Here is a 21,072-nt window from a genome sequence, read left to right as displayed (position 1 = left end):
ATAAATCATGCCAATTGCAAAATGGGTCAGCATTCATTAGCTGTCTGTTGGATATCAACGGCAAAATCGCGGGCGAAATTTGGATATGGACAGCATGACTGCAACTTCTCCCGCTGCGGATGCGACGACGCAAGACGGCGTACAATCCGGACTGGGTGTCGTTTCCATCGCCAAAAGCTATGACAAGCGCGCGGTATTGAGCGATGTGTCGCTCTCGGTTGCTAAGGGCGAAGTGGTGGGTCTGCTTGGCCCAAATGGCGCGGGTAAGACCACCTGCTTTTATTCAATCATGGGGCTGGTAAAGCCCGATAGCGGACGCATCACCTTGGATGGTGCGGACATCACCAACCTGCCAATGTATCGCCGCGCGATTTTGGGCTTGGGCTATTTGCCGCAAGAAACATCGATTTTCCGCGGCATGACCGTCGAACAAAATATCAGCGCTGTTCTGGAAATGTCAGAGCCAGATGCAGACGCGCGCAACGAGCGGTTGGAAAAATTGCTTGGCGAATTTGGCCTCACCCGGCTGCGCAGCGCACCCGCCATGGCGCTGTCCGGTGGCGAGCGGCGGCGCTGCGAAATTGCCCGCGCGCTGGCGGCCAATCCGTCGATCATGTTGCTCGATGAACCTTTCGCCGGCATCGACCCGATATCCATTTCTGATATTCGCGATCTGGTGAAAGAATTGAAAACCCGCGGCATCGGCGTGCTGATTACCGACCATAATGTGCGCGAAACGCTTGATATCGTTGATCGCGCGTGCATCATTTATGGCGGGCAGGTTCTGTTCGCAGGATCGCCCGAGGCCTTAGTTGCTGACTCCAATGTGCGCCGCCTGTATCTCGGCGAGAGTTTTGCAATGTGATTTGCGGCGATGACGGAACAATAACGTCATGGCATTAGCACCCCGTCTCGATCTTCGCCAAAGCCAGTCGCTGGTGATGACACCGCAACTGCAGCAGGCGATTAAACTGCTGGCATTGTCGTCGCTCGAAATTGAAGCGTTCATCGCAGAAGAGGTGGAACGTAATCCCGTTTTGGAAACAGGGACCAGCGACGCTTCCCCTGATGTGCCGACTGAGGATTTCGCGCCTGCATTGAACGACAGTGGCGAGCGCGCCAGTGACGACCTGCTCAGTGGCGATGGCCAAGGCACATCGGACGCGCTTGATGTCGATTTCAGCGTGGAAACGTTCCACCATGACACCCCATCCGACAGTGTGGGCGGAGCCGATGGCATGCTTGGGCTTTCGGGCAGCGCAGCGCCCAGCGGCTTTGACGCCGACGGCCGTGATTTCGACAGCTTTGCCGCGCGCGATATCAGCCTGCGTGAACATTTGATGGCGCAGGCAGGGTCCAGCCTGTCCGGACGCCAGCTGTTTCTGGTCCAACAGATTATCGAACACATCGAACCCACGGGCTATGTTGGCGAAGACCTGATGGCGACGGCCTACCGGCTTGGCGTTCCCATGGCGGAAATGGAGGCGGCGCTTTTGGAGCTGCAGCGGTTCGATCCAACCGGCGTTGGCGCGCGAAACCTGTCCGAATGCCTTGCGATTCAGGCGCGCGAGGCGGATCGTTATGACCCCTGCATGGCCAAACTTATCGACAATCTCGACTTGGTGGCAAAGGGTGCGTTTGACCAGCTTAAGCGCATGTGCCGCGTCGATGACGAAGACCTGCGCGATATGTTGATAGAACTGCGCGGCTATGATCCCAAACCCGGCTGCCGGTTCGAAAGCGAAGCTATGCTTGCCGTCACGCCCGACATATTCATCACGCCGCGCGGCGAGGGTTGGATGATCGAACTGAACAGTGCCAACCTGCCCCGCATTCTCATCAACCGCAGCTATGTTGCCGAGCTTGGGCAAGACAAAGCCACAAAAGCGTGGCTAAGCGACTGCATGGCGGACGCGAATTGGCTCATCAAAGCCATGGATCAACGACAGCGCACCATCGTCAAGGTCGCCACTGAGATTGCGAAGCAACAGGACGGCTTTTTTCGCAAGGGCGTCGCCCATTTGCGGCCACTCACACTGCGTCAAGTGGCCGATGCCATAGACATGCATGAATCCACCGTTAGCCGGGTCACAAGCAACAAATATCTGCATTGCGGACGCGGTCTGTTTGATCTCAAATATTTCTTTTCATCGGGCGTTCAATCCGCCGACGGTGAGGGCGCTTCGGCGCAAGCCGTGAAAAGCCACATCAAATCCTTGATTGATGCCGAGGGCGAAAAGATTCTGTCCGATGACACGCTGGTCGATTTGTTGACGGCACAAGGCTTTGACATTGCCCGCCGCACCGTTGCGAAATATCGCGAAGCTATGGGTATCGGCTCGTCCGTGCAAAGACGGCGGCAAAAGAAAATGGGCCGCTAATCAAGCCGCCAGATGTGAACCCGCCACGGTTTCGCGGTCGATAAGAATGTGCTCCGCCAATATATGGTCGCCGACCTTATCCACGTCGATTGCGGCGACAGGGTCAGACATCGGCACAAGCGTAGCGACCAGGCCAAGGCGTTTGCCGGCAATGGTCAACGCCTGCCGCAATCCAATCGTGCGGGTCAGCGCGCGCAAGGCCAGCCGCACCCCGAAGTGCATGAACAGGCGCCATGCTTTCTTGCGATCCTGTTCAGCCTCTGCCCATAGGTCGAGTGCGAATGCGGACTTGAGGCTCATTAATGCGAAGAGATTTGCGCCGGACCACGCGCCGTCCGAAAAACGCAACCATGTGCGTTTGGCATCGGGAAATTGCGCCAACATTGTCTTTCGTTCCACCATCGCAATGGCAACGTCGCCCTCGGCTTTACCCAGAAATTCGGCGATCATATCAATAGTTAGCAAGGGGTGGTCCGCCGTGGTCACCAATATCGGGGACGAAAATCCTAACGCAACCACCTGCCGTTTGATGCTCAACGATATACTGCTCAGGCTTTCGACCAACGTCGCGCCACCTGCGGCATCTACCGCTGGACGCAGCGCATCGGGTTCCTGACATAGGACAATGATTTCACCGATAAGCGGCGACGCACGCAGCGTCCGCACGACATGGCTAATCATCGGTTCGCCGCACACGGGCACCAAAGCTTTCAGCTTAAGCCCGAAATACTGTGCAAACATATCCGTACCAGGCCTTTGCCCGGCAAGGACGATGCAGGTCCATTGCGCTTGCAAACAGCTTCTCCTAAACGCATCCAAATCGGGGGGCGCGCCAACACATTTGGCATACCTTGGGGTGGGGCTTGGCGACCAAATATGAATATTGCAATATATGATCTCGACAAGACCATAACCCGTCGCCCGACATTTACGCATTTTCTGCTATTTTATGCTCGGCGGACCGCGCCGATTCGGCTGGCGTTACTGCCGGTCTGGGTCGCGGCGATGCTGGGATATAAGCTTGGCCTATATGGGCGCAAACCCCTGAAACAATTTGGGATCGCGATGTTTATCGGGCGCAAAATCTGTCCGAATACTTTACCCAATATCGTCGCCAGTTTTGCGGAGCAGGTTGTGCGCGAAGGCCTTCAGCCGGGGGCCGTTGCACGCATAGACGCAGATCGCGCGCGCGGGGCGTTGCTGGTGATGGCAACCGCTGCACCACATTTTTATGCCGGCCACATCGGCGCCAAAATTGGTTTTGATGCGGTTATTGCGACGCGTCATATCGGCCAAGCAGACGGCCAGCTGATGCACCGCATCGACGGCGAGAATTGCTACGCCGCAGAAAAGTTGCGCCGCGTGCAGGAATGGCTGTCGCAACAGGGCATTAACCGCCAAGACGCGCATATCCGTTTTTATTCGGACGATCTGAGCGACTGGCACACTTTAGACTTCGCGGATGAAGGCTATGCGGTGAACCCGTCCAAACGCTTTATGAAGGCGGCTGCCGAGGCCAATTGGGGCGTGCTTGATTTCCGCAGCCCTAACGAGACCTCTTCAGCTAGCTAAGCTTTCAATATATCGCTCCAAAGCCTCCGCACCGCGGTCCGACGCGGGGCGCGGATCGCTTTGGTCGGCGGTGTAGGCCATCCGCTGCTCCTGCGCATTTCGATATTGGGCGGCAATCTGCGCATGATCGGGCAACAATGCTATCAACTGCTTGGCCATGCGGACAACCGGACCGTTGTTCCAGAAATCATATTCGGGCGGAGCGCCGGGCACGTTCGCACTGTGCGTATCGATGAAAAAACATGCGCGCGGGCGATGCAGAAATTCGTACACCTGGCTTGAAACATCGCCAATATAGACGTCGGCGGACAGGGTGTAGCTCATGTCAAATAGCCGCGCGCTATCCACATCGATCCGGATATTCGGGGCATCATAATATTTGGGATCAATGTCTGGCCGCGTTCGGGTCACGCGATATTCCGGTGAAATATGCACCTTTTTATAAAATAGCATCACATGCGGCGCAAAGATCAGATTGTAACGGTCCGCATTCTGGTAAAAAAATTCCAATATGTCCGCCCCGTTATCGAACCAGCTGGACATATGCGGATCGAAATGCGGGTTGTATAAAAATGTCGGCTTGCCGTTGTCGAAAAATGTTTCGGGGGTGCGCCCCCGCAAAATGTCGAACTTTGGGTAACCGATGATCCGGCAGCGTTCGGGCGTGGAAACGCCAGCGTCAACCATTTGGTCCACAACCTTTTGTCCGCTGACCATCAACAGGTCAAATTCCCGAAATGCAGGGTGAAAAGATACATTCCGGTCCCCCGCCCCATGGGGTACACAGACAAAGGCAGGGCAATGTGTGCGACGGCGAAATTTGGCCCAATGGCGTTTCAGCGTAAGGCACGTCCGTTCCGTCGACACGATTGCGACGGATTTTCGTAAGAACGCATTATGCCAATATAAACGCAATATCCGGTGAACGGGCACAAGCCTGTTCAGGCCGCTTGTGAGCGTCTTGAGCCGTTCGGGTAGCGCCAGTGATCGCCAATGCAAGGCGGCAATCTGTTCAGGCGTGAGCAGCCTTTCGACCTCTTTTCGCGTCACTTCACTGCCAAAGGCGACGATCGCCCGGAAGGCTTTTTCACGTAACGCGAATGCACCGGCAATCCCCGCCAAATGCGCCACTTGGTGGCCTGCGTCATGGTTGAACAGGAAAATGATGTCCGATTTGACGGACGCCGCGCCGTTATTCTGTCTTGGATTATTCATACAACAAGGCATCTATCGCCATTGATAGATTTTTGCGACCAGTTTGCGGCGCGTTCAATTTTTTACCTGCATGTCATGACATGGCTTTGATTAACGGCGGAAGTGCACTAGTCCCGCATACTGATTGGGGGTCTGGCGTAATGGCTGAACAAAAACGGGGGAGTGGGCGCCGCATTTTGCAATCAGGCGCTTGGCTGTTCTTGCCAAAGACCACCTCTGCGGTGCTCAGCCTCATTTACCTTGCCGTTTCGACCCAAAGCTTGGGAGCGGCAGAATTTGGCAAGTTCATGCTGATCTTCAGCTTTGCCCAGACGATATCCAGCTTCACATCATTCCAGACATGGCAAATTCTGATCCGCTATGGCACGACGTTGGTGCACACCAAGTCCGATCAAAAGCTGGCCGAACTCACATGGTTTTGCCTGATCCTTGATATGTTTGGGGCATTGTTGGCGTTCCTGGTCGCGATGGTCGGCGCATGGGCGCTTGCATACAACCAAGGCTGGAGTGATTCAGAGGCAATCGCCGTGGTTGGCTTCACCGCCCTTTTGGTGCTGTCCGCCCGTTCGACACCGACAGGACTGCTGCGCATCAATGACCGCTTTGGCGACGCCGCCATTCCGGACATGCTGGTGCCGATCATCCGCCTTGTTGGCACTGGCATATTGGTGCTGACACAGCCTACGGCATGGGGGTTCCTCGCGGTGTGGCTGTTGTCCGAAATGGTGCCAACGATATGGGTGTGGGGGAATGTTTTGCGCCGGCTTAAATTGCCGCTTCGGCTCGGCACGATGCCAACGCTACGCGGCTTTCAGGAAAGCTTCCCCGGCATTACCAAATTCGCTTTATGGTCCAATGTGGGTTCAAGCTTTAAGCTGACCAGCCAGCAAATGGTCGCGGTTGTCGTCGGCTTCTCCGTCGGTGCAGCGGCGGCTGGATTTTTCCGGCTTGGCTATCAATTGGGTCAGGTGTTTGCGCGCGTCGGCGACGCCATATCCATGGCGATATTTACCGAATATGCCCGCGTTGCGCACACCGGCGACGCCAAAGACGCCAGCAACTTGCTCAGTCGCATGATTAAGGTGTCCGGCGTTGCGGCGGTACTCGTATTGGCAATTGTTGGCTTCGCCGGAAAACCCGCGTTGATATGGATATTTGGCGCAGAGTTTGTCGCCGCCTATCCGTTGGTATTGATCTTGGGCACAGCCACCGCCGTCCAATTTGCCACATTGGGGCTGGAGCCCGCGCTGCTCACCGCGGGCAAGGCTGGCCGGGTGATGCTTTGCAGCCTTGCCGGCGCTATTGTCGTGGTGCTTATGATGATCTGGCTTATGCCAACTTATGGCGAGGTTGGTGCAGCGTTTGCGATGTTAGGCGCAGCGGTGGTCAACGCCGCGCTGCTGGTCATTTCCTATCGGCAAAAGATCGTTGCGCCAAAACCCGCAGACGCGGCTTAACGCGTTTCGTGCGCCTTAATGAAGTTCGTAACATCATTAATAACAGGCGCCTTGTTCCGAAAGGGACGTGCGACCGCCATGATGATATCGGAATGGCCAACGTCGGGATAGATTTTCAGCTGCTGTTTCCCACCCAGCGCCGCGATCCGTTCCGACAGGACCTTGCTGTTGCGTGGTTTAACCACGGTATCCTTGTCCCCCGTCAGCAACAACAATGGCGGCGCGTCGGCGCGCGCATAGGTGATCGGCTGGGTCTCGGTTAAGTCGGGCCATTGGCCAAAGGCAATTTTCGATGAATCGGTCGTGAGCGGCAAGAAATCATAAGGGCCAGCCAAACCGATCACGCCTTTAATAACGTCCGTCCCAAGGCCCTGCGCCTTCAAATAGCGCGGATCAAGCGCCGCCATCATCGCGATATGCGCGCCGGCGCTGTGTCCCATCAGGAAAATGTCGTCTTTGTTGCCCTGATACTTACCAACATTGGCATGCACCCACGCAATGGCCGCCGCTGTGTCCTCTACGAATGCCGGAAAGCGGACCTTTGGCGATTTGCGATAATCGGCAATGACAGTGACAAAACCGCGCGATGCAAAGGCACGACCCAAAAAGCCATAACCTTCCCGCTCGCCATCGTGCCACGCACCACCGTGAAAGAAGATAAGGACGGGGTAAGGCGCAGATGCGGCGCCTTCAGGCGTATAGATATCCAGCTTCTGCCGCGCGTCCGTGCCATAAGCGATCGCCGTCACAGGCGTTCCATCAAACTCCGCCGCACCCGGCGCCCACCGGTCCGCAAAATCGAGCTTTTGCGGATCACTTTTATTCCAGAGCCATAAGCCGGAACCAACGAGCGCAAGGAGCAAAGCAATAAGGATATATTTGATCATGCGCGCTACGTGCCCGTTAAAGCGCTGTTGAACAACGAAAAAAGGCGACCCCAACGGAGCCGCCCTTCCCTAACAGTCCGCAAGGGTGAACCCTTGCGTTTCTGAATATTCTTAACGTTTCGAGAACTGGAAGCTCTTACGCGCCTTGGCCTTGCCGTATTTCTTACGTTCGACAACGCGGCTATCGCGGGTCAGGAAGCCTTCCGACTTCACAGCGCTACGCAGCAGTGGCTCGTACTTCGACAATGCCTGCGCGATGCCATGCTTGACCGCGCCGGCCTGACCCGAAAGACCACCGCCCTTGACGGTTGCGATAACGTCATATTGACCCGTACGCTCGGTGACACCGAACGGCTGGTTGATGACGAGACGCAGCGAAGGACGTGCGAAGTAAATTTCCTGATCGCGGCCATTGACGACAATCTTGCCGGTGCCTGGCTTCAACCAAACGCGTGCAACCGCGTCCTTACGACGGCCAGTTGCATAAGCGCGACCTTGCGCATCAATTTCCTGTTCGCGAACGACAGCAGCAATCTGTGCTGGTGCCTGAACGTCGGCGCCCAAGGTTTCGAGATCAGCGAGCGAATTTGCAGTTTCAGACATTATGCACCCACCTTGTTCTTGCGGTTCATAGAAGCGACGTCGAGCGTCGTTGGCTGTTGGCCGGCATGCGGATGCTCGGTACCATTATACAGATGCAGTGCGCGCATTTGGGCACGACCCAAAGGACCGCGTGGAACCATGCGCTCAACGGCCTTTTCAAGGACGCGCTCAGGGAACTTGCTGTCAAGTACCTTACCCGCAGTGATGCCCTTGATCCCACCGATGTAACCGGTGTGGCGATAGTAAACCTTGTCGGTCAGCTTCTTGCCGGTGAACTTCACCTTGTCAGCATTGATGACGACAACATGGTCGCCGCAATCAACGTGCGGGGTGTAGCTTGGCTTGGTCTTACCACGCAGGATGTTGGCGATAAGGCTGGCAACACGGCCAACAACCAAACCTTCTGCGTCAATGAGGATCCACGATTTCTCGACGTCCTGTGGACGGATCGATTTCGTAACTCTGGATAGCGTTTTCATCGCTAATCGCACCTTTCGAAATTTTAGTGTTGCACAGAATCGCAAAGGATCCTGCACGCGAAGCGGTGCCAATGGCGACGAACCGGCCAATAGTCAAGCAAAAGCAAGGGTTTTACGACGGGTATAATAATACCTGTCGGGGTTTAGGCTGTGTCGCGGCCCAAGACATGCGCACCCCAGACCGTCGCCGCAACCAAAAGCGCGCCGACCGCCTGATGCGAAACGGCAAGCACGATGTTGACGCCCGTCATCACGGTCGCAATGCCCAGCAGGATCTGGATGCCGAACGCGCTATGGATAGCAGCAGACGCACCACGAACGCCTGCTTTTTTGACCCGCCGTGCCATCAGGACCAGCGCAATCACCGCGACCCACGCCCACCAGCGGTGGACGAAATGGGTGAGATAGGGGTCATTTACCAAAGCATAAAATGCACCCTTGGCGGTATCCACACCATCCGGATAGAATCGGTCGTTCATCAATGGCCATGTGTTGGCGACATATCCGGCATTTAATCCAGCCACCCAAGCGCCGAAGAGCAGCTGAATAAACAATATCGCCAAGATACTGCCCGCAAAGCCAGTGATGCGCGCGGGCTTTGCCGATGGATTTTTCGTCAGTGCGTGTAAATCAAGCGCGGTCCAAACGAGGCCACCCAAAATCGTGAGCGCCGTCAAAAGATGAACGGCGAGCCGGTAATGGCTGACATCGGTGCGCGCGGACAGGCCCGATGACACCATCCACCAACCAATGGTCCCTTGCAGGCCACCCAGCGCAAGCAAAGCAAGCAAACGCAGCTTATAGCCGATTGGGATCGCCTGCTTGATCCAGAACCACGCCAGCGGCAGCGCAAACGCCAATCCGATGACCCGCCCAAGCAAGCGGTGGACCCATTCCCAGAAATAGATGAATTTGAACTCCGCGAGCGTCATGCCCGCCGGACCGTTAATCTCGGTATATTCCGGGATCTGTTTGTACCTTTCGAATTCGGAGAGCCAGCTGGCCTCGTTCAACGGTGGCAAGGTGCCCGTGATGGGTTTCCATTCGGTGATCGACAGGCCCGATTCGGTCAGACGCGTGATACCGCCCACAACCACCATCGCAAAAACGAGAAGCGCGACACCCATCAGCCATGTAATCAGCGCCTGAGGGCGTGACGGGCGCGCCCCAGCTGCGGTGTCAGAATGAAGAGCTTTATCCATAAGCCGCGATATGCCCCTGATTTCGGTAAGCTGCAAGCGAACAGAGGTTGCAAAAATGGTCGTAATGACTGCATTTTATGTGATGTAATGTTGTAACGTCTAACGAATCGGTGTAGTACGCCCACAATGACGCAGGCATGGAAAAAATGGCGATGGGACGGGCTTGGCTTAAGCATTGCTGGCCTGTGCCTTGTGCATTGCCTTGTCACCACGCTTTTGCTGGCCTTTCTGGCATCGGCGAGCGGTTTTTTGCTCAACTCGGTTATTCATGAAACCGGCCTGTTTCTAGCCATTCTCTTCGGCGTGCTGGCGCTTGGTAAGGGCTTTTGGGATCATGGACTGTTTACGCCAGCTATCGTTGGCGCAGCCGGCATTGGCATGATGGCGGGCGCATTGACATTGCCACATGGATGGACGGAGATCGTCTGGACCGTCCTTGGCGTCATCTGCCTCGCGCTAGGACATTTCCTGAACCACCGCGCATCTGCCTGACGGGCAATTGACCGACTGGCTGTCAAAGCCTACATCATCGATATGGCAGTTCATCATCATCACGAGCATGCAGGCGCGTCGCTTGCCCATGCCGCCGAATCGGCGTTGGTCGAGGCGGGCGAGCAGTGGACCGATATGCGCGCGGACATTTTCGCGGTGCTCGCCACATTTGAAAAACCCGCATCGGCTTATGATATTGCAGATCTCGTTTCGCAAAAGCGCGGCAAGCGCGTTGCACCCAACAGCGTGTACCGGATACTCGATCTGTTCGTGACCACCAACCTTGCCCGCCGCGTCGAAAGCGCGAACGCATATCTTGCAAACTCACATCCCGGCTGCCTGCACGACTGCATTTTCCTGATCTGCGACAGCTGCGGCACGGCCACGCATATTGATGACGATACGCTGACCATGAACGTTCGCGCAGCGGCCGAACATGCCGGTTTTGCCGAGGTTCGCCCCGTGATCGAAGTCCGCGGAAAATGCGCCGATTGCGGGTAGTGCTGGCGCAATTACCCGTTCGACAGCCCGATAAAAGGTGGCTAAGCTCACATTATGACACATTCCCCAGACACGCCGTTACTCGACACGGTTAAAGTGCCCTCGGACCTTCGCAATCTTGCCGCGTCGCAGCTTCGCCAGCTCGCGGATGAATTGCGCGCAGAAACCATATCTGCAGTTTCGGTAACGGGCGGCCATTTGGGCGCTGGCTTGGGCGTCGTCGAACTCACGACCGCGATCCATTATGTCTTCAACACGCCCGATGACCGTTTGGTCTGGGACGTTGGCCACCAATGCTATCCGCACAAGATCCTGACGGGTCGCCGCGACCGCATTCGCACTTTGCGCACAGGCGGGGGGCTTTCGGGCTTCACCAAGCGCAGCGAAAGCGAATATGATCCGTTCGGTGCGGCACATAGCTCAACCTCTATTTCAGCCGCCTTGGGTTTTGCGGTCGCCAACAAGATTGCGGGCAAACCCGGCAAGGCCATTGCCGTCATCGGTGATGGTTCGATGTCCGCCGGCATGGCTTATGAGGCGATGAACAACGCCCAAGCCGCCGGTAACCGCCTGGTCGTCATCCTGAATGACAATGACATGTCGATCGCGCCGCCCGTTGGCGGCCTGTCGGCTTATTTGTCGCGTCTGGTGTCCTCCAGCGAATATCTCGGCCTGCGCAGCCTCGCGAGCAAAGTCGCCAAAAAGCTATCGCGCCGTATCTATTCGGCCGCGTCAAAGGCGGAAGAATTCGCGCGCGGCATGGCGATGGGCGGCACCTTGTTCGAAGAACTCGGCTTTTATTATGTCGGACCTATCGACGGCCACAATCTCGACCAGCTTATCCCCGTCCTCGAAAATGTCCGCGACAATGCCGAAGGCCCCGTGCTGATCCATGTAGTCACGCAAAAGGGCAAAGGTTACGCCCCTGCCGAAGCGTCGGCTGACAAATATCATGGCGTCGTCAAATTCGACGTGGTTACAGGCAAACAGGACAAGGGCCCCGGTGGCGGTCCACCCGCCTATCAAAACGTGTTCGGCGAAACGCTGGCCAAGCTCGCCGAAACCGATCCCAAGATTTGCGCGATAACCGCCGCGATGCCCGGCGGCACCGGCGTCGACAAATTCTCTGCCGCGCATCCCGAACGCTCGTTCGATGTCGGCATCGCCGAACAACATGCCGTCACCTTTGCGGCTGGCCTTGCGGCACAGGGGATGCGTCCCTTCTGCGCGATTTACTCCACCTTCCTGCAACGCGCCTATGACCAGGTCGTGCACGACGTCGCGATCCAGAATTTGCCTGTGCGCTTCGCCATTGACCGCGCTGGCCTCGTCGGTGCCGATGGCAGCACGCATGCGGGTTCGTTCGACATTACCTATTTGGCGACCTTGCCCAATATGGTCGTCATGTCGCCAGCCGACGAAGCGGAACTGGTCCACATGACCTATACCGCGGTCCTGCACGACAGCGGCCCAATCGCCTTCCGTTACCCACGCGGCAATGGCACGGGCGTTGCGATGCCCGAAGTGCCGCAGCAGTTGGAAATCGGCAAAGGCCGGATCATGCGTGAAGGCAAGAAGGTTGCCATTCTCTCACTCGGCACCCGTTTGGTCGAAGCGATGAAGGCGGCAGATACGCTGGATGCCAAGGGCCTGAGCACCACCGTCGCCGACTTGCGCTTTGCAAAGCCGCTTGACGAAAAAATGATCCGCCACCTGATCGCCACGCATGAGGTTGTCGTGACGGTCGAAGAGGCGTCCGTTGGCGGCCTTGGCGCGCATGTGCTGACACTGGCCAGCGACGCTGGCCTGATGGATGCTGGCTTGAAAATCCGTACGATGCGCTTGCCCGACATGTTCCAGGAACATGACAGCCCGCAAAAGCAATATGACGAAGCCGGCCTGAATGCCCCGCAGATCGTCGAAACAGTGCTAAAGGCGCTCCGCCACAACAGCGCCGGCGTGGAGGAAGCGAGCGCCAGCGCATGAATGGGTGGCTGATTGCTGCCTGGTTGCTCTTGCTTTTCATTGGCGTAACTGTTTGGCACAATATTAGCTGGGCGAGGATGCAACGTCGGGCGGCCTTGCAGCGAAACGGACTGACTTCGACTGAATATGAAGAAGAGTTCCGCCAATCTCGTGTCAGACCTGAAATAGCAAGCGCGCTTTATGCATCGCTTTCGCTGTCTATCGCGAAAGGCATTTTGCCGCTCCCAGATGATGGGTTGCTTGGTTTCTATTTTGACGATCCAGAATGTGTCGGCGATCTCGTCGAAGAAATGTTTGAGAAGCTAGGACTGGAACTTCCAAACCCACAAAATCCCGAAAATATCGAGTGGATCAATAGTGCGAGAGACCTTGGCGTTTACTTGGAACAAAAACTGGCCAACGCCAGCCTCGATACGCCAGTGGTTAACCAGGAATAACAGCCTGAGCGGTTTGGCCGTCGCCTTCGGGCGCGGCGATGATGTCGCGGGTGATGCTGCCCTTGTTGACCGTGTTGGTCTGCGGATCGCCAACCGAAGAACGAATACCCATTTCGGCATTGCCCGAAGTCGTTGAGATCGCGCGTTCAGCGGCAGAGCGCTGCGCGGTGCCGCCAAACAAAGCTTCCAAAACCTGTTCCTGACCACCATCGGTGGGACGGATTACCGTTGCTGCGGTTGGCTCCAACGCAAAATCCGGTGGAACGACCAAAGGCGCAGCGCGGCCAACAGATGGCGCCGCCGCTTGATTGCCGCCGAACAAGTTACCCACCGAGGAACAACCCGACAACAATGGCAGGGTCGCGATCGCAACGGTGAGTAGGACTGATTTTGTTTTCATATTCGTATCCATTTACTGGGCAGATTGCGGACGGGTCGCAGGTGCTGCGCCGCCAAACATTGCGTCCAAAACCTGTTCTTTCGTATCGCCATCTTGTGGGCGCGGCGCATCGGGTGTTGGCGCGGCCAACTTAAACTCGGTTGGAACCTGCAGTGGCTTTGACCGGCTTACGGCAAATTCATCTGGCCGGTCACGGTCAAACACGCTGGTGGTGCCGCAGCCCGAAAGCGCGAGCAAAGCAACTGACGCCGCCGCAAACATATTGATCCGCTTCATGATTTCTCCACTATGTCAGCGCTGCTTTCGGGTTGCTGAACGTCAGTCCCGTCAATGGTTTGCTTGTCGCTTATCAGGAAGGCGCGGGCAAGCAATATCAGCACGCCAATGCTGATGCAGGCATCGGCAAGGTTGAATATGTAAAAAGGCCGGAATGCGCCAAAGTGCAGATCGGCATAATCGACGACATAGCCATAGCGCACACGGTCAACGATATTGCCAAGGGCACCGCCCAAGATGAGCGACAAAGCCAGCACATCACCGCGCAGTTTCTCGCGCCACATCCAAATCGCGACCCCGATGGCAATCACAGCCGTCAGCCCAACCAGCGCCCAACGTTCGCCGTCGCTATCCGCCGTCAGGAAACTCATCGAAACGCCGCGATTTTCGGCATAGGTCAGGTCGAAGAACGAGATAATGTGAATGACGCCGCGGCTTTTCAGCTGAAGCGGGCCAAGCATCGCATATTTCACGATCTGGTCAGCGATGAACACAAGGCTTGCCAGCATGATGCCCTGAAGGCGGAATTTGGAATTGGGGTTCATGCGTGCGTCCTAACCCACCAAAGCGGCATCGTCACCCTGAACTTGTTTCAGGGTCTTAATTGTCGACGTTGAAAAGTAAGATGCTGAAACAAGTTCAGCATGACGGGCTTTAGTCGGTCTTTGTGCCTTCGCGGCTTTGTGCGAACCCTTCATGGTTTTTGGTTCGCACAAAGGCACAAAGGCACAAAGAAGGTTATTGCCCACCAACAACATCCGCACACCGGCCGCACAATGCGCCATCGTCCACAACCTCGGGCAGATGCCGCCAGCAACGGCCGCATTTGTGGTTGGTGGTTTTGACTGCGCCAGCGCTGTCTCCATGATGGACAGCCGAGACGATGAATATTTCGGCGAGATCTACATCGCCGAACGCTCCGCTGTGCGTGTATTCAACTTCAAGGCTGGAACCGACAAGCTTCTCACGGCGCATGGGTTCGATTTGTTCCGTTGCGACCATACGCGACGCACGGATGCTCGACCATTTTTCAGCCAAGGCCCCGTCAAGGACGGCGGGAACCTCAGGCCAATCCGAAAAATGCACGCTGTCGGCATCAGGGAACCGCGTCTGCCACACCTCTTCGCTGGTGAAGACCAACACCGGCGCGGCATAGCGCACGAGGGCGTGGAACAAGGTGTCGAGCACCGTGCGATACGCCATCCGCTTGGGATCGGTCGGTGCGTCGCAATAGAGGCAATCTTTGCGGATATCGAAGAAGAATGCCGACAGGTCTTCGTTGCAAAACTCGGTCAGCAAACGGACATAAGTGTTGAAGTCAAAATCATTGACCGCCGTCTTCAACTTCGCATCCATATCCGCGAGCAGATGGAGCATATAACGCTCCAGCTCGGGCATATCGGCAACCCCAACCTTTTCCGCGCCCGTGAACCCGTCGAGCGCGCCGAGCAGATAGCGGAAGGTGTTTCGCAATTTGCGATATTGGTCGGAAACGCCCTGCAGGATTTCCTTGCCGATCCGGTGGTCCTCGGTGAAGTCCACGGTCAACGCCCATAGCCGCAAAATATCCGCGCCGCTGTCGCGCATCAGGTCGAGCGGGTTGATCGTGTTGCCCAGCGACTTGGACATTTTCATGCCCTTTTGATCCATCGTAAAGCCGTGGGTCAGCACCGCTTTATAGGGCGCACGGCCACGCGTGCCGCAGCTTTGCAGCAGGCTGGACTGGAACCAGCCGCGATGCTGGTCACTGCCTTCGAGATAGAGGTCAGCTGGCCATTGCAGGTCTGGCCAACGTCCGCTTTCAAGGACGAAAGCATGCGTGCAGCCTGAATCAAACCAGACATCCAAAATGTCGGTGACGCGCTCATAATCGGCAAGCGCATAGTCGCTGCCCAGATATTCCTGTGCGCGTTCGTCGCTCCAGCCATCGACGCCATTTTCGCGAATGCCCGCGATGATACGCGCGTTCACGCCCGCGTCGCAGAGATATTGCCCGGACTTGCGGTCCACAAAAAGCGTGATCGGCACGCCCCATGCGCGCTGGCGGGACAGCACCCAGTCAGGGCGCCCCTCGACCATCGCGGTAATGCGGTTCTGGCCCTTTTCCGGAACCCAGCGGGTTTCCGAAATCGCGGTCATTGCGGTTTCTCTCAAAGACCGAAGCCCTGAGCCTGTCGAAGGGCGGCTCTCGTCCGATACGCGTGCTTCGACAAGCTCAGCACTACGGTTTAGGTCGAGCGGCTTATCCATCGGCACAAACCATTGCGGGGTGCAGCGATAGATGACCTTAGCCTTTGACCGCCAGCTGTGCGGATAGCTGTGCTTGTAATCCGCCGACGCCGCGAGCAAGCCGCCGCTTTCGCGCAAAGCGGTGCAGATGGGGCCATCGGGTGCGTTGAATTTGGGGTTGATGACGCTGCCCTCGCCGCCGAGCCAGAGCCAATCAGCGCGATATTTGCCATCGCCTTCGACCGCGAAGACTGGATCGATGCCGTTCGTCTTGCACAGGTCAAAGTCGTCTTCGCCATGGTCGGGCGACATATGGACAAGCCCGGTGCCGCTGTCGGTGGTGACAAAGTCGCCTGCGAGCATTGGACGCGGTTTGGCAAAGAAGCCGCCGAGATGATGCATCGGGTGGCGGACCGTGGTTCCGGCGAGGTCGGAGCCTTTGAAGGTGGCGAGTTGCTTGAATGTTGCGGCTAGCTCTGACTCGGCTTCCGACTTCTCAGTCCAGACGCCCACTCTTTTCGCGAGTTCACCGATTAACTCGACTTCCGCAATGACCTTAAGCTTGCCGAGTTCATAAAGCCCATACTCAACATCCGGCCCATAAGCGATCGCCTGATTCACCGGGATCGTCCAAGGCGTCGTCGTCCAGATCACCGCATACGCGCCCTTAAGTTCGGGCACATTCGGGCAATCCACAATCTCGAACGCGACGTCGATCTGGGTCGAGACGATATCCTCGTACTCCACCTCCGCCTCGGCCAGCGCGGTCTTTTCCACCGGCGACCACATCACCGGCTTCGCGCCGCGATAAAGCTGGCCGCTTTCGGCAAACTTCAGCAGTTCGCCGACGATGGTGCCTTCCGCTTCCGGGTCCATCGTCAGGTAGGGATGGTCCCAATCGCCATTGATGCCGAGCCGCTTCAGCTGCTCGCGCTGCACATCCACCCACTTCTGGGCATAAGCGCGGCATTCGGCGCGGAACTCGACCGGCGGAACCTCGTCCTTGTTCTTCTTCTTCTTGCGGTACTCTTCCTCGACCTTCCACTCGATGGGGAGGCCGTGGCAATCCCAGCCGGGCACATAGGGCGCGTCCTTGCCGAGCAGCGACTGCGTGCGGCACACCATGTCCTTCAGGATATGGTTCAGCGCATGGCCGATATGCATGTCGCCATTGGCATAGGGCGGGCCATCATGGAGAATGAACTTCTCCGCGCCCGCACGGCTCGCCCGCAGCTGCTGATACAGCCCTTCATCCTGCCAGCGCGAAAGAATGCCCGGCTCCTTCTGGGGGAGGCCGGCCTTCATCGGGAAATCGGTCTTCGGCAGGAAGACGGTCGGTCGATAGTCGCGCTGTTCAGTCATAATCGGCGGGCCTTAGCGAAGCGCCCGGATTCCTGCAAATTATGGATCGCGCAAATGCTGCCAATGCCTATGCTCCTGTCCCGTCACCCGGAAGGACATTGCATGGCCGCCCCGAATCTCCGCACCTCGTTCCTCAGGGCCGAAGGGCGCGGCGCGCTCGCCATGAATGTCACCGTCCTGATCGTCGCCACCATCGCGATCAACGGCTTCCTCTTCGCCATCGGCTGGGCGCGGCCCAGCGGGCGGCAAATGCCGATGATCCCGCCCGGCGCGGTGGTCGGCCTGATCTGGACCGTCCTGCTCGGCCTGATGGGCGCAGCGCGCTGGGTCTACGTGCGCGGTAACGGCGATGCCGGCTGGCGCTCGTGGACGCCTTTCGCCCTTGCCGCGCTGTGCATCGCCTATCCGTTCTACACCAGCGGCCTCCAGCGCAATGACGCCGCGTTCTGGGGCACGGTAGTTACACTGATCGTTGCGGTCGCTGTCATGCTGGTGCTGCGCGGGCGCGAACCCCGCGCGCCCTGGCTGATCGTGCCGACCGCGTTCTGGGGCGGCTACGTGCTCAGCGTGATGATCGCCTACCCGCCCGCCTGACCCAGCAGCCGCCGCGCCTCATCACAATCGCGCCCCATCTGCGCCACCAGCGCATCGAGGCTGTCAAACTTCGCCTCGCCGCGCAGGAAATGGTGGAACGCCACTTCGATTTCCTGACCATAAAGATCGCCGGAAAAATCGAAGAAGTGCGGTTCGAGCAGTTCCTTGGGCGGATCGAACGTGGGCCGGATGCCGATATTGGCCGCGCCCTTCAGCACGCGGCCATCCGGCAAGTGCCCCGTCACCGCATAAATCCCGTAACGCGGGCGCAGATAGCTGCCGATATCGAGGTTGGCGGTGGGGAAATTGATCGTGCGCCCCACCTTGTCGCCATGCTGCACGGGCCCGCGAATCGCGAAGGGCCGCGTGAGCAGCCGCGCGGCTTCCTGCGGATCGCCCGCCACCAGCGCCTCGCGGATGCGGCTGGAGGAGACTACCTCGCCATCGAGCAGCACCGGGCCGACCGCGCGCGTCGCGATGCCCACTTCGGCCCCGACATCGCGCAGCACACCGACATTGCCGCCGCGCGCGCGGCCAAAGGTGAAGTCCTCACCCGTCACCACCGCCGCCACGCCCAGCCGCGCGCCCAGCAGATCGCGTACGAAGGCATCGGCAGTCATGCCCGCCATCGCCCCATCGAAGGCAAACACCAGCATCGCGTCCGCACCGGCCTCGGCAAACAGCGCCTCGCGCTGATCGAGCGTGGTCAGGCGAAACGGGGCCGCATCGGGCTTGAAGTGCCGCACCGGATGCGGATCGAAGGTTGCGATGATCGCCGGGCGGCCCTGCTCGCGCGCCCAGCGCACGGCTTCGCCCGCCACGGCCTGATGGCCCAGATGGAAGCCATCGAAATTGCCGAGCGCGATCACCGCGCCGCGCAGGGCTTCGGGCATGGGCTCGCTGGCGTAGAGCCGCATCAGGCCGCGCCCCGTTCAAACGTCACGAAATCATGCGCCGGATACGCGCCATCCGCCGCAAAGCTCTCGCGCGCGGTCTCCCGCCACGGCGCTGCCGGATAAGCCAGCATGGTATCGCCTGCGTAATCCCCATGCACTTCGGTGAGCTCATAGCGCTGCGCCAGCCCCTCGAACTGCGCGAGCACCTCCGCTCCGCCGATCACGGCGATGTCGCCCTCACCGGCCAGCGCCAGCGCGCCCGCCACGTCATGCGCCACTTCGGCCCCCGGTGCAGACCAGCCATGATCGCGCGTCAGCACGATATGCCGCCGCCCCGGCAGCAGCCCCGGCAGCGAAGCGAACGTCTTGCGCCCCATGATCATCGGTTTGCCCATCGTCAGCGCCTTGAAGCGCTTGAGGTCTGCGGGCAAGCGCCACGGAAGGGCACCCTTTTCGCCAATCGTGCCATCGCTGGCGCGCGCGACGATCAGAAACACCTCACGCGCCATTCACAGCACCAGCCGCGTCACATGGCCCATCTTGCGCCCGGGCCGCACCGCCGCCTTGCCATAAAGGTGCAAGTGGTTGGCGGGATCGGAGAGGATCGCGGGCCAATCGTGCGCATCATCGCCGATCAGGTTGTCCATCACTACGCCTGCTGCGCACAGTTCGGTGGAGCCCAGCGGCAGCCCGCAGATCGCGCGCACGTGGTTCTCGAACTGCGAAGTGAGCGCGCCTTCGATGGTCCAGTGCCCCGAATTGTGGACGCGCGGGGCCATCTCGTTGAACACCGGGCCGTCTTCCGTGGCGAAGAACTCCAGCGTCAGCACGCCGACATGGCCGAGGCTGTCCGCGACCTGCTTCGCCAGCGCGCGCGCGGCTTCCACTTGCGCGCGGACGGCTGCGCCAGCAGGCACGACCGACTGGCTGAGAATGCCCGCCTTGTGCGTGTTTTCGGCGCTATCCCAGAACCGCACATCGCCATCGGCACCGCGCGCCAGAATCACCGAAAACTCTGCATCGAAGCGCACGAAGCCTTCATAGACCAGCGCCGCGTCCGGCAATTCCAGCCCGGCGGCGTCCTCAGGCGTCATGATCCGCCACTGGCCCTTGCCGTCATAGCCATCGCGCCGCGTCTTGAGGATGCCCGGCGTGCCGATGGTCGCAATCGCTGCCGCCAGATCCTCGGCGCTGTCCACCGTGGCCCACGGCGCAGGCCGGCCGCCCAGCGCTTCGACAAACCGCTTCTCCGCCGCCCGGTCCTGCGCCACTTCCAAAGAGCGCGTGCCCGGATGCAAGGACGTCGCCCCCAGCGCGGCCAGCGGCCCCACCGGCACGTTCTCGAACTCGTAAGTCACCACCGCGCATTGCGCGGCAAACCCCGCCAGCGCCTCGGCATCATCCCACCCGGCGCAGGTAAACCCGGCGCAGACGTCCGCCGCAATCGAATCCGCCTCGGGCGCATAGACATGGCAGCGGTAGCCAAGGTTGGCTGCCGCAAGCGCGATCATCCGGCCCAGCTGGCCGCCGCCCAGAATGCCGATGGTTTCGCCGGGCGCGATCATGCCGGGATCATCCAATCAGACCGGCCGCTCAGCGACCGAATCGGTCTGCGCGCTGCGCCATGCCACCAACCGCTCGGACAGCGCCGGATCATTCAGCGCCAGAATCGAAGCCGCCAGCAGCGCCGCATTGGTCGCGCCCGCCGCACCGATGGCCAGCGTACCGACGGGAATGCCGCCGGGCATCTGCACGATGGAAAGCAGGCTATCCAGGCCCTTCAGCGCCTTGGACTGCACCGGCACGCCCAGCACGGGCAGATGGGTCATCGAGGCAACCATGCCCGGCAGATGCGCCGCACCGCCTGCGCCCGCGATGATGACCTGAATGCCGTCTGCCGCCGCGCCCTTGGCGAAGGCGACCAGCCGGTCCGGCGTGCGGTGCGCGGAGACGATCCGGCACGCATGCGCCACGCCCAGCTTTTCGAGCACGGCCGCAGCGTTCTGCATGGTCTCCCAGTCAGACTGGCTACCCATCACGATTGCGACCCTTGGAGTCTCTGGCGCCGCGCCTTCACTCATCCCTACGATCCCTTCGTCTCCG

Annotated in this window: 23 protein-coding genes; 9 read left to right on the top strand and 14 right to left on the bottom strand. The window is 58.7% G+C overall.

Features of this window, described 5'->3' with window-relative positions; translation table 11 throughout:
* Nucleotides 1-94 precede the first annotated feature (94 nt).
* Both lptB and rpoN read left to right on the top strand, forming a co-directional pair.
* On the top strand, nt 95-865 hold the full coding sequence (gene lptB, locus CFE35_RS05385) for an LPS export ABC transporter ATP-binding protein (protein ID WP_292928887.1): 771 nt from the start codon (nt 95-97) through the stop codon (nt 863-865).
* Nucleotides 866-893: 28 nt separating this feature from the next.
* A complete protein-coding gene (gene rpoN / locus CFE35_RS05380) occupies nt 894-2,381 on the top strand; it encodes an RNA polymerase factor sigma-54 (protein ID WP_292928683.1) in 1,488 nt (495 codons plus the stop codon).
* Here rpoN and CFE35_RS05375 read toward each other — a convergent pair whose 3' ends face one another.
* The gene (locus CFE35_RS05375; protein ID WP_366557116.1) at nt 2,382-3,122 is read right to left on the bottom strand and encodes an NTP transferase domain-containing protein; all 741 of its coding nucleotides are present in this window, start codon (nt 3,120-3,122) and stop codon (nt 2,382-2,384) included.
* Nucleotides 3,123-3,257: 135 nt separating this feature from the next.
* Here CFE35_RS05375 and CFE35_RS05370 point away from each other — a divergent pair, with 135 nt between their 5' ends.
* A complete protein-coding gene (locus tag CFE35_RS05370) occupies nt 3,258-3,953 on the top strand; it encodes an HAD-IB family hydrolase (protein ID WP_292928679.1) in 696 nt (231 codons plus the stop codon).
* Here CFE35_RS05370 and CFE35_RS05365 read toward each other — a convergent pair.
* A complete protein-coding gene (locus CFE35_RS05365) occupies nt 3,942-5,168 on the bottom strand; it encodes a hypothetical protein (RefSeq protein WP_292928677.1) in 1,227 nt (408 codons plus the stop codon). The genes CFE35_RS05370 and CFE35_RS05365 overlap by 12 nt on opposite strands.
* A gap of 140 nt (nt 5,169-5,308) precedes the next feature.
* On the opposite strand from CFE35_RS05365, the gene CFE35_RS05360 reads away from it, so the two are divergent.
* A complete protein-coding gene (locus CFE35_RS05360; protein WP_292928675.1) occupies nt 5,309-6,625 on the top strand; it encodes an oligosaccharide flippase family protein in 1,317 nt (438 codons plus the stop codon).
* Here CFE35_RS05360 and CFE35_RS05355 read toward each other — a convergent pair.
* The 4 genes from CFE35_RS05355 to CFE35_RS05340 form a co-directional block, all read right to left on the bottom strand.
* Nucleotides 6,622-7,512, bottom strand: a complete 891-nt coding sequence (locus CFE35_RS05355; RefSeq protein ID WP_292928673.1) for an alpha/beta hydrolase — start codon at nt 7,510-7,512, stop codon at nt 6,622-6,624. The genes CFE35_RS05360 and CFE35_RS05355 overlap by 4 nt on opposite strands.
* Nucleotides 7,513-7,623: 111 nt before the next feature.
* Nucleotides 7,624-8,115, bottom strand: a complete 492-nt coding sequence (gene rpsI / locus CFE35_RS05350) for a 30S ribosomal protein S9 (RefSeq protein ID WP_183938969.1) — start codon at nt 8,113-8,115, stop codon at nt 7,624-7,626.
* Nucleotides 8,115-8,594: a 50S ribosomal protein L13 gene (gene rplM / locus CFE35_RS05345; protein ID WP_183938967.1), complete on the bottom strand. Its 480-nt coding sequence runs from the start codon at nt 8,592-8,594 to the stop codon at nt 8,115-8,117. Before rplM ends, rpsI begins: the two co-directional genes overlap by 1 nt.
* A 143-nt stretch (nt 8,595-8,737) precedes the next feature.
* A complete protein-coding gene (locus CFE35_RS05340) occupies nt 8,738-9,796 on the bottom strand; it encodes a COX15/CtaA family protein (RefSeq protein ID WP_292928668.1) in 1,059 nt (352 codons plus the stop codon).
* A gap of 126 nt (nt 9,797-9,922) precedes the next feature.
* Between CFE35_RS05340 and CFE35_RS05335 the strand changes: the two genes are divergently transcribed.
* Genes CFE35_RS05335 through CFE35_RS05320 form a run of 4 tightly spaced genes read left to right on the top strand, consistent with a single transcriptional unit; the run spans nt 9,923 to nt 13,212 of the window.
* On the top strand, nt 9,923-10,288 hold the full coding sequence (locus CFE35_RS05335; protein ID WP_292928666.1) for a MerC domain-containing protein: 366 nt from the start codon (nt 9,923-9,925) through the stop codon (nt 10,286-10,288).
* 42 nt (nt 10,289-10,330) lie between these two features.
* A complete protein-coding gene (locus CFE35_RS05330; protein ID WP_292928664.1) occupies nt 10,331-10,789 on the top strand; it encodes a transcriptional repressor in 459 nt (152 codons plus the stop codon).
* A gap of 54 nt (nt 10,790-10,843) precedes the next feature.
* On the top strand, nt 10,844-12,775 hold the full coding sequence (dxs, locus tag CFE35_RS05325; protein ID WP_292928657.1) for a 1-deoxy-D-xylulose-5-phosphate synthase: 1,932 nt from the start codon (nt 10,844-10,846) through the stop codon (nt 12,773-12,775).
* Entirely contained in the window at nt 12,772-13,212 is a 441-nt protein-coding gene (locus tag CFE35_RS05320) for a hypothetical protein (protein WP_292928655.1), read from the top strand. The genes dxs and CFE35_RS05320 overlap by 4 nt, the downstream gene beginning before the upstream one ends.
* Here the strand turns inward: CFE35_RS05320 and CFE35_RS05315 are convergent.
* The 4 genes from CFE35_RS05315 to ileS form a co-directional block, all read right to left on the bottom strand.
* A complete protein-coding gene (locus CFE35_RS05315) occupies nt 13,199-13,624 on the bottom strand; it encodes a DUF3035 domain-containing protein (protein ID WP_292928653.1) in 426 nt (141 codons plus the stop codon). The two genes, CFE35_RS05320 and CFE35_RS05315, sit on opposite strands and share 14 nt — an antisense overlap.
* The gene (locus CFE35_RS05310) at nt 13,625-13,888 is read right to left on the bottom strand and encodes a DUF3035 domain-containing protein (protein WP_292928651.1); all 264 of its coding nucleotides are present in this window, start codon (nt 13,886-13,888) and stop codon (nt 13,625-13,627) included.
* On the bottom strand, nt 13,885-14,397 hold the full coding sequence (lspA, locus tag CFE35_RS05305; protein ID WP_292928885.1) for a signal peptidase II: 513 nt from the start codon (nt 14,395-14,397) through the stop codon (nt 13,885-13,887). Before lspA ends, CFE35_RS05310 begins: the two co-directional genes overlap by 4 nt.
* Before the next feature lie 229 nt (nt 14,398-14,626).
* On the bottom strand, nt 14,627-17,479 hold the full coding sequence (ileS, locus tag CFE35_RS05300; protein WP_292928649.1) for an isoleucine--tRNA ligase: 2,853 nt from the start codon (nt 17,477-17,479) through the stop codon (nt 14,627-14,629).
* A gap of 102 nt (nt 17,480-17,581) precedes the next feature.
* Here ileS and CFE35_RS05295 point away from each other — a divergent pair, with 102 nt between their 5' ends.
* Nucleotides 17,582-18,073: a TspO/MBR family protein gene (locus tag CFE35_RS05295; RefSeq protein WP_292928647.1), complete on the top strand. Its 492-nt coding sequence runs from the start codon at nt 17,582-17,584 to the stop codon at nt 18,071-18,073.
* Here the strand turns inward: CFE35_RS05295 and CFE35_RS05290 are convergent.
* Genes CFE35_RS05290 through purE form a run of 4 tightly spaced genes read right to left on the bottom strand, consistent with a single transcriptional unit; the run spans nt 18,058 to nt 21,050 of the window.
* The gene (locus CFE35_RS05290) at nt 18,058-18,993 is read right to left on the bottom strand and encodes a bifunctional riboflavin kinase/FAD synthetase (protein ID WP_292928883.1); all 936 of its coding nucleotides are present in this window, start codon (nt 18,991-18,993) and stop codon (nt 18,058-18,060) included. The two genes, CFE35_RS05295 and CFE35_RS05290, sit on opposite strands and share 16 nt — an antisense overlap.
* Entirely contained in the window at nt 18,990-19,478 is a 489-nt protein-coding gene (locus CFE35_RS05285; protein ID WP_292928645.1) for a dihydrofolate reductase, read from the bottom strand. The genes CFE35_RS05290 and CFE35_RS05285 overlap by 4 nt, the downstream gene beginning before the upstream one ends.
* Nucleotides 19,479-20,534 (bottom strand): 5-(carboxyamino)imidazole ribonucleotide synthase, encoded by a 1,056-nt coding sequence (locus tag CFE35_RS05280; protein ID WP_292928643.1) that lies wholly within the window; start codon nt 20,532-20,534, stop codon nt 19,479-19,481.
* 15 nt (nt 20,535-20,549) lie between these two features.
* On the bottom strand, nt 20,550-21,050 hold the full coding sequence (gene purE / locus CFE35_RS05275; protein WP_292928641.1) for a 5-(carboxyamino)imidazole ribonucleotide mutase: 501 nt from the start codon (nt 21,048-21,050) through the stop codon (nt 20,550-20,552).
* Nucleotides 21,051-21,072: the final 22 nt, after the last annotated feature.

Source organism: Novosphingobium sp. PASSN1 (assembly GCF_002278815.1).
Note: the sequence above shows the minus strand (reverse complement) of the source record. Positions and strands in the feature narration are given on the sequence as shown.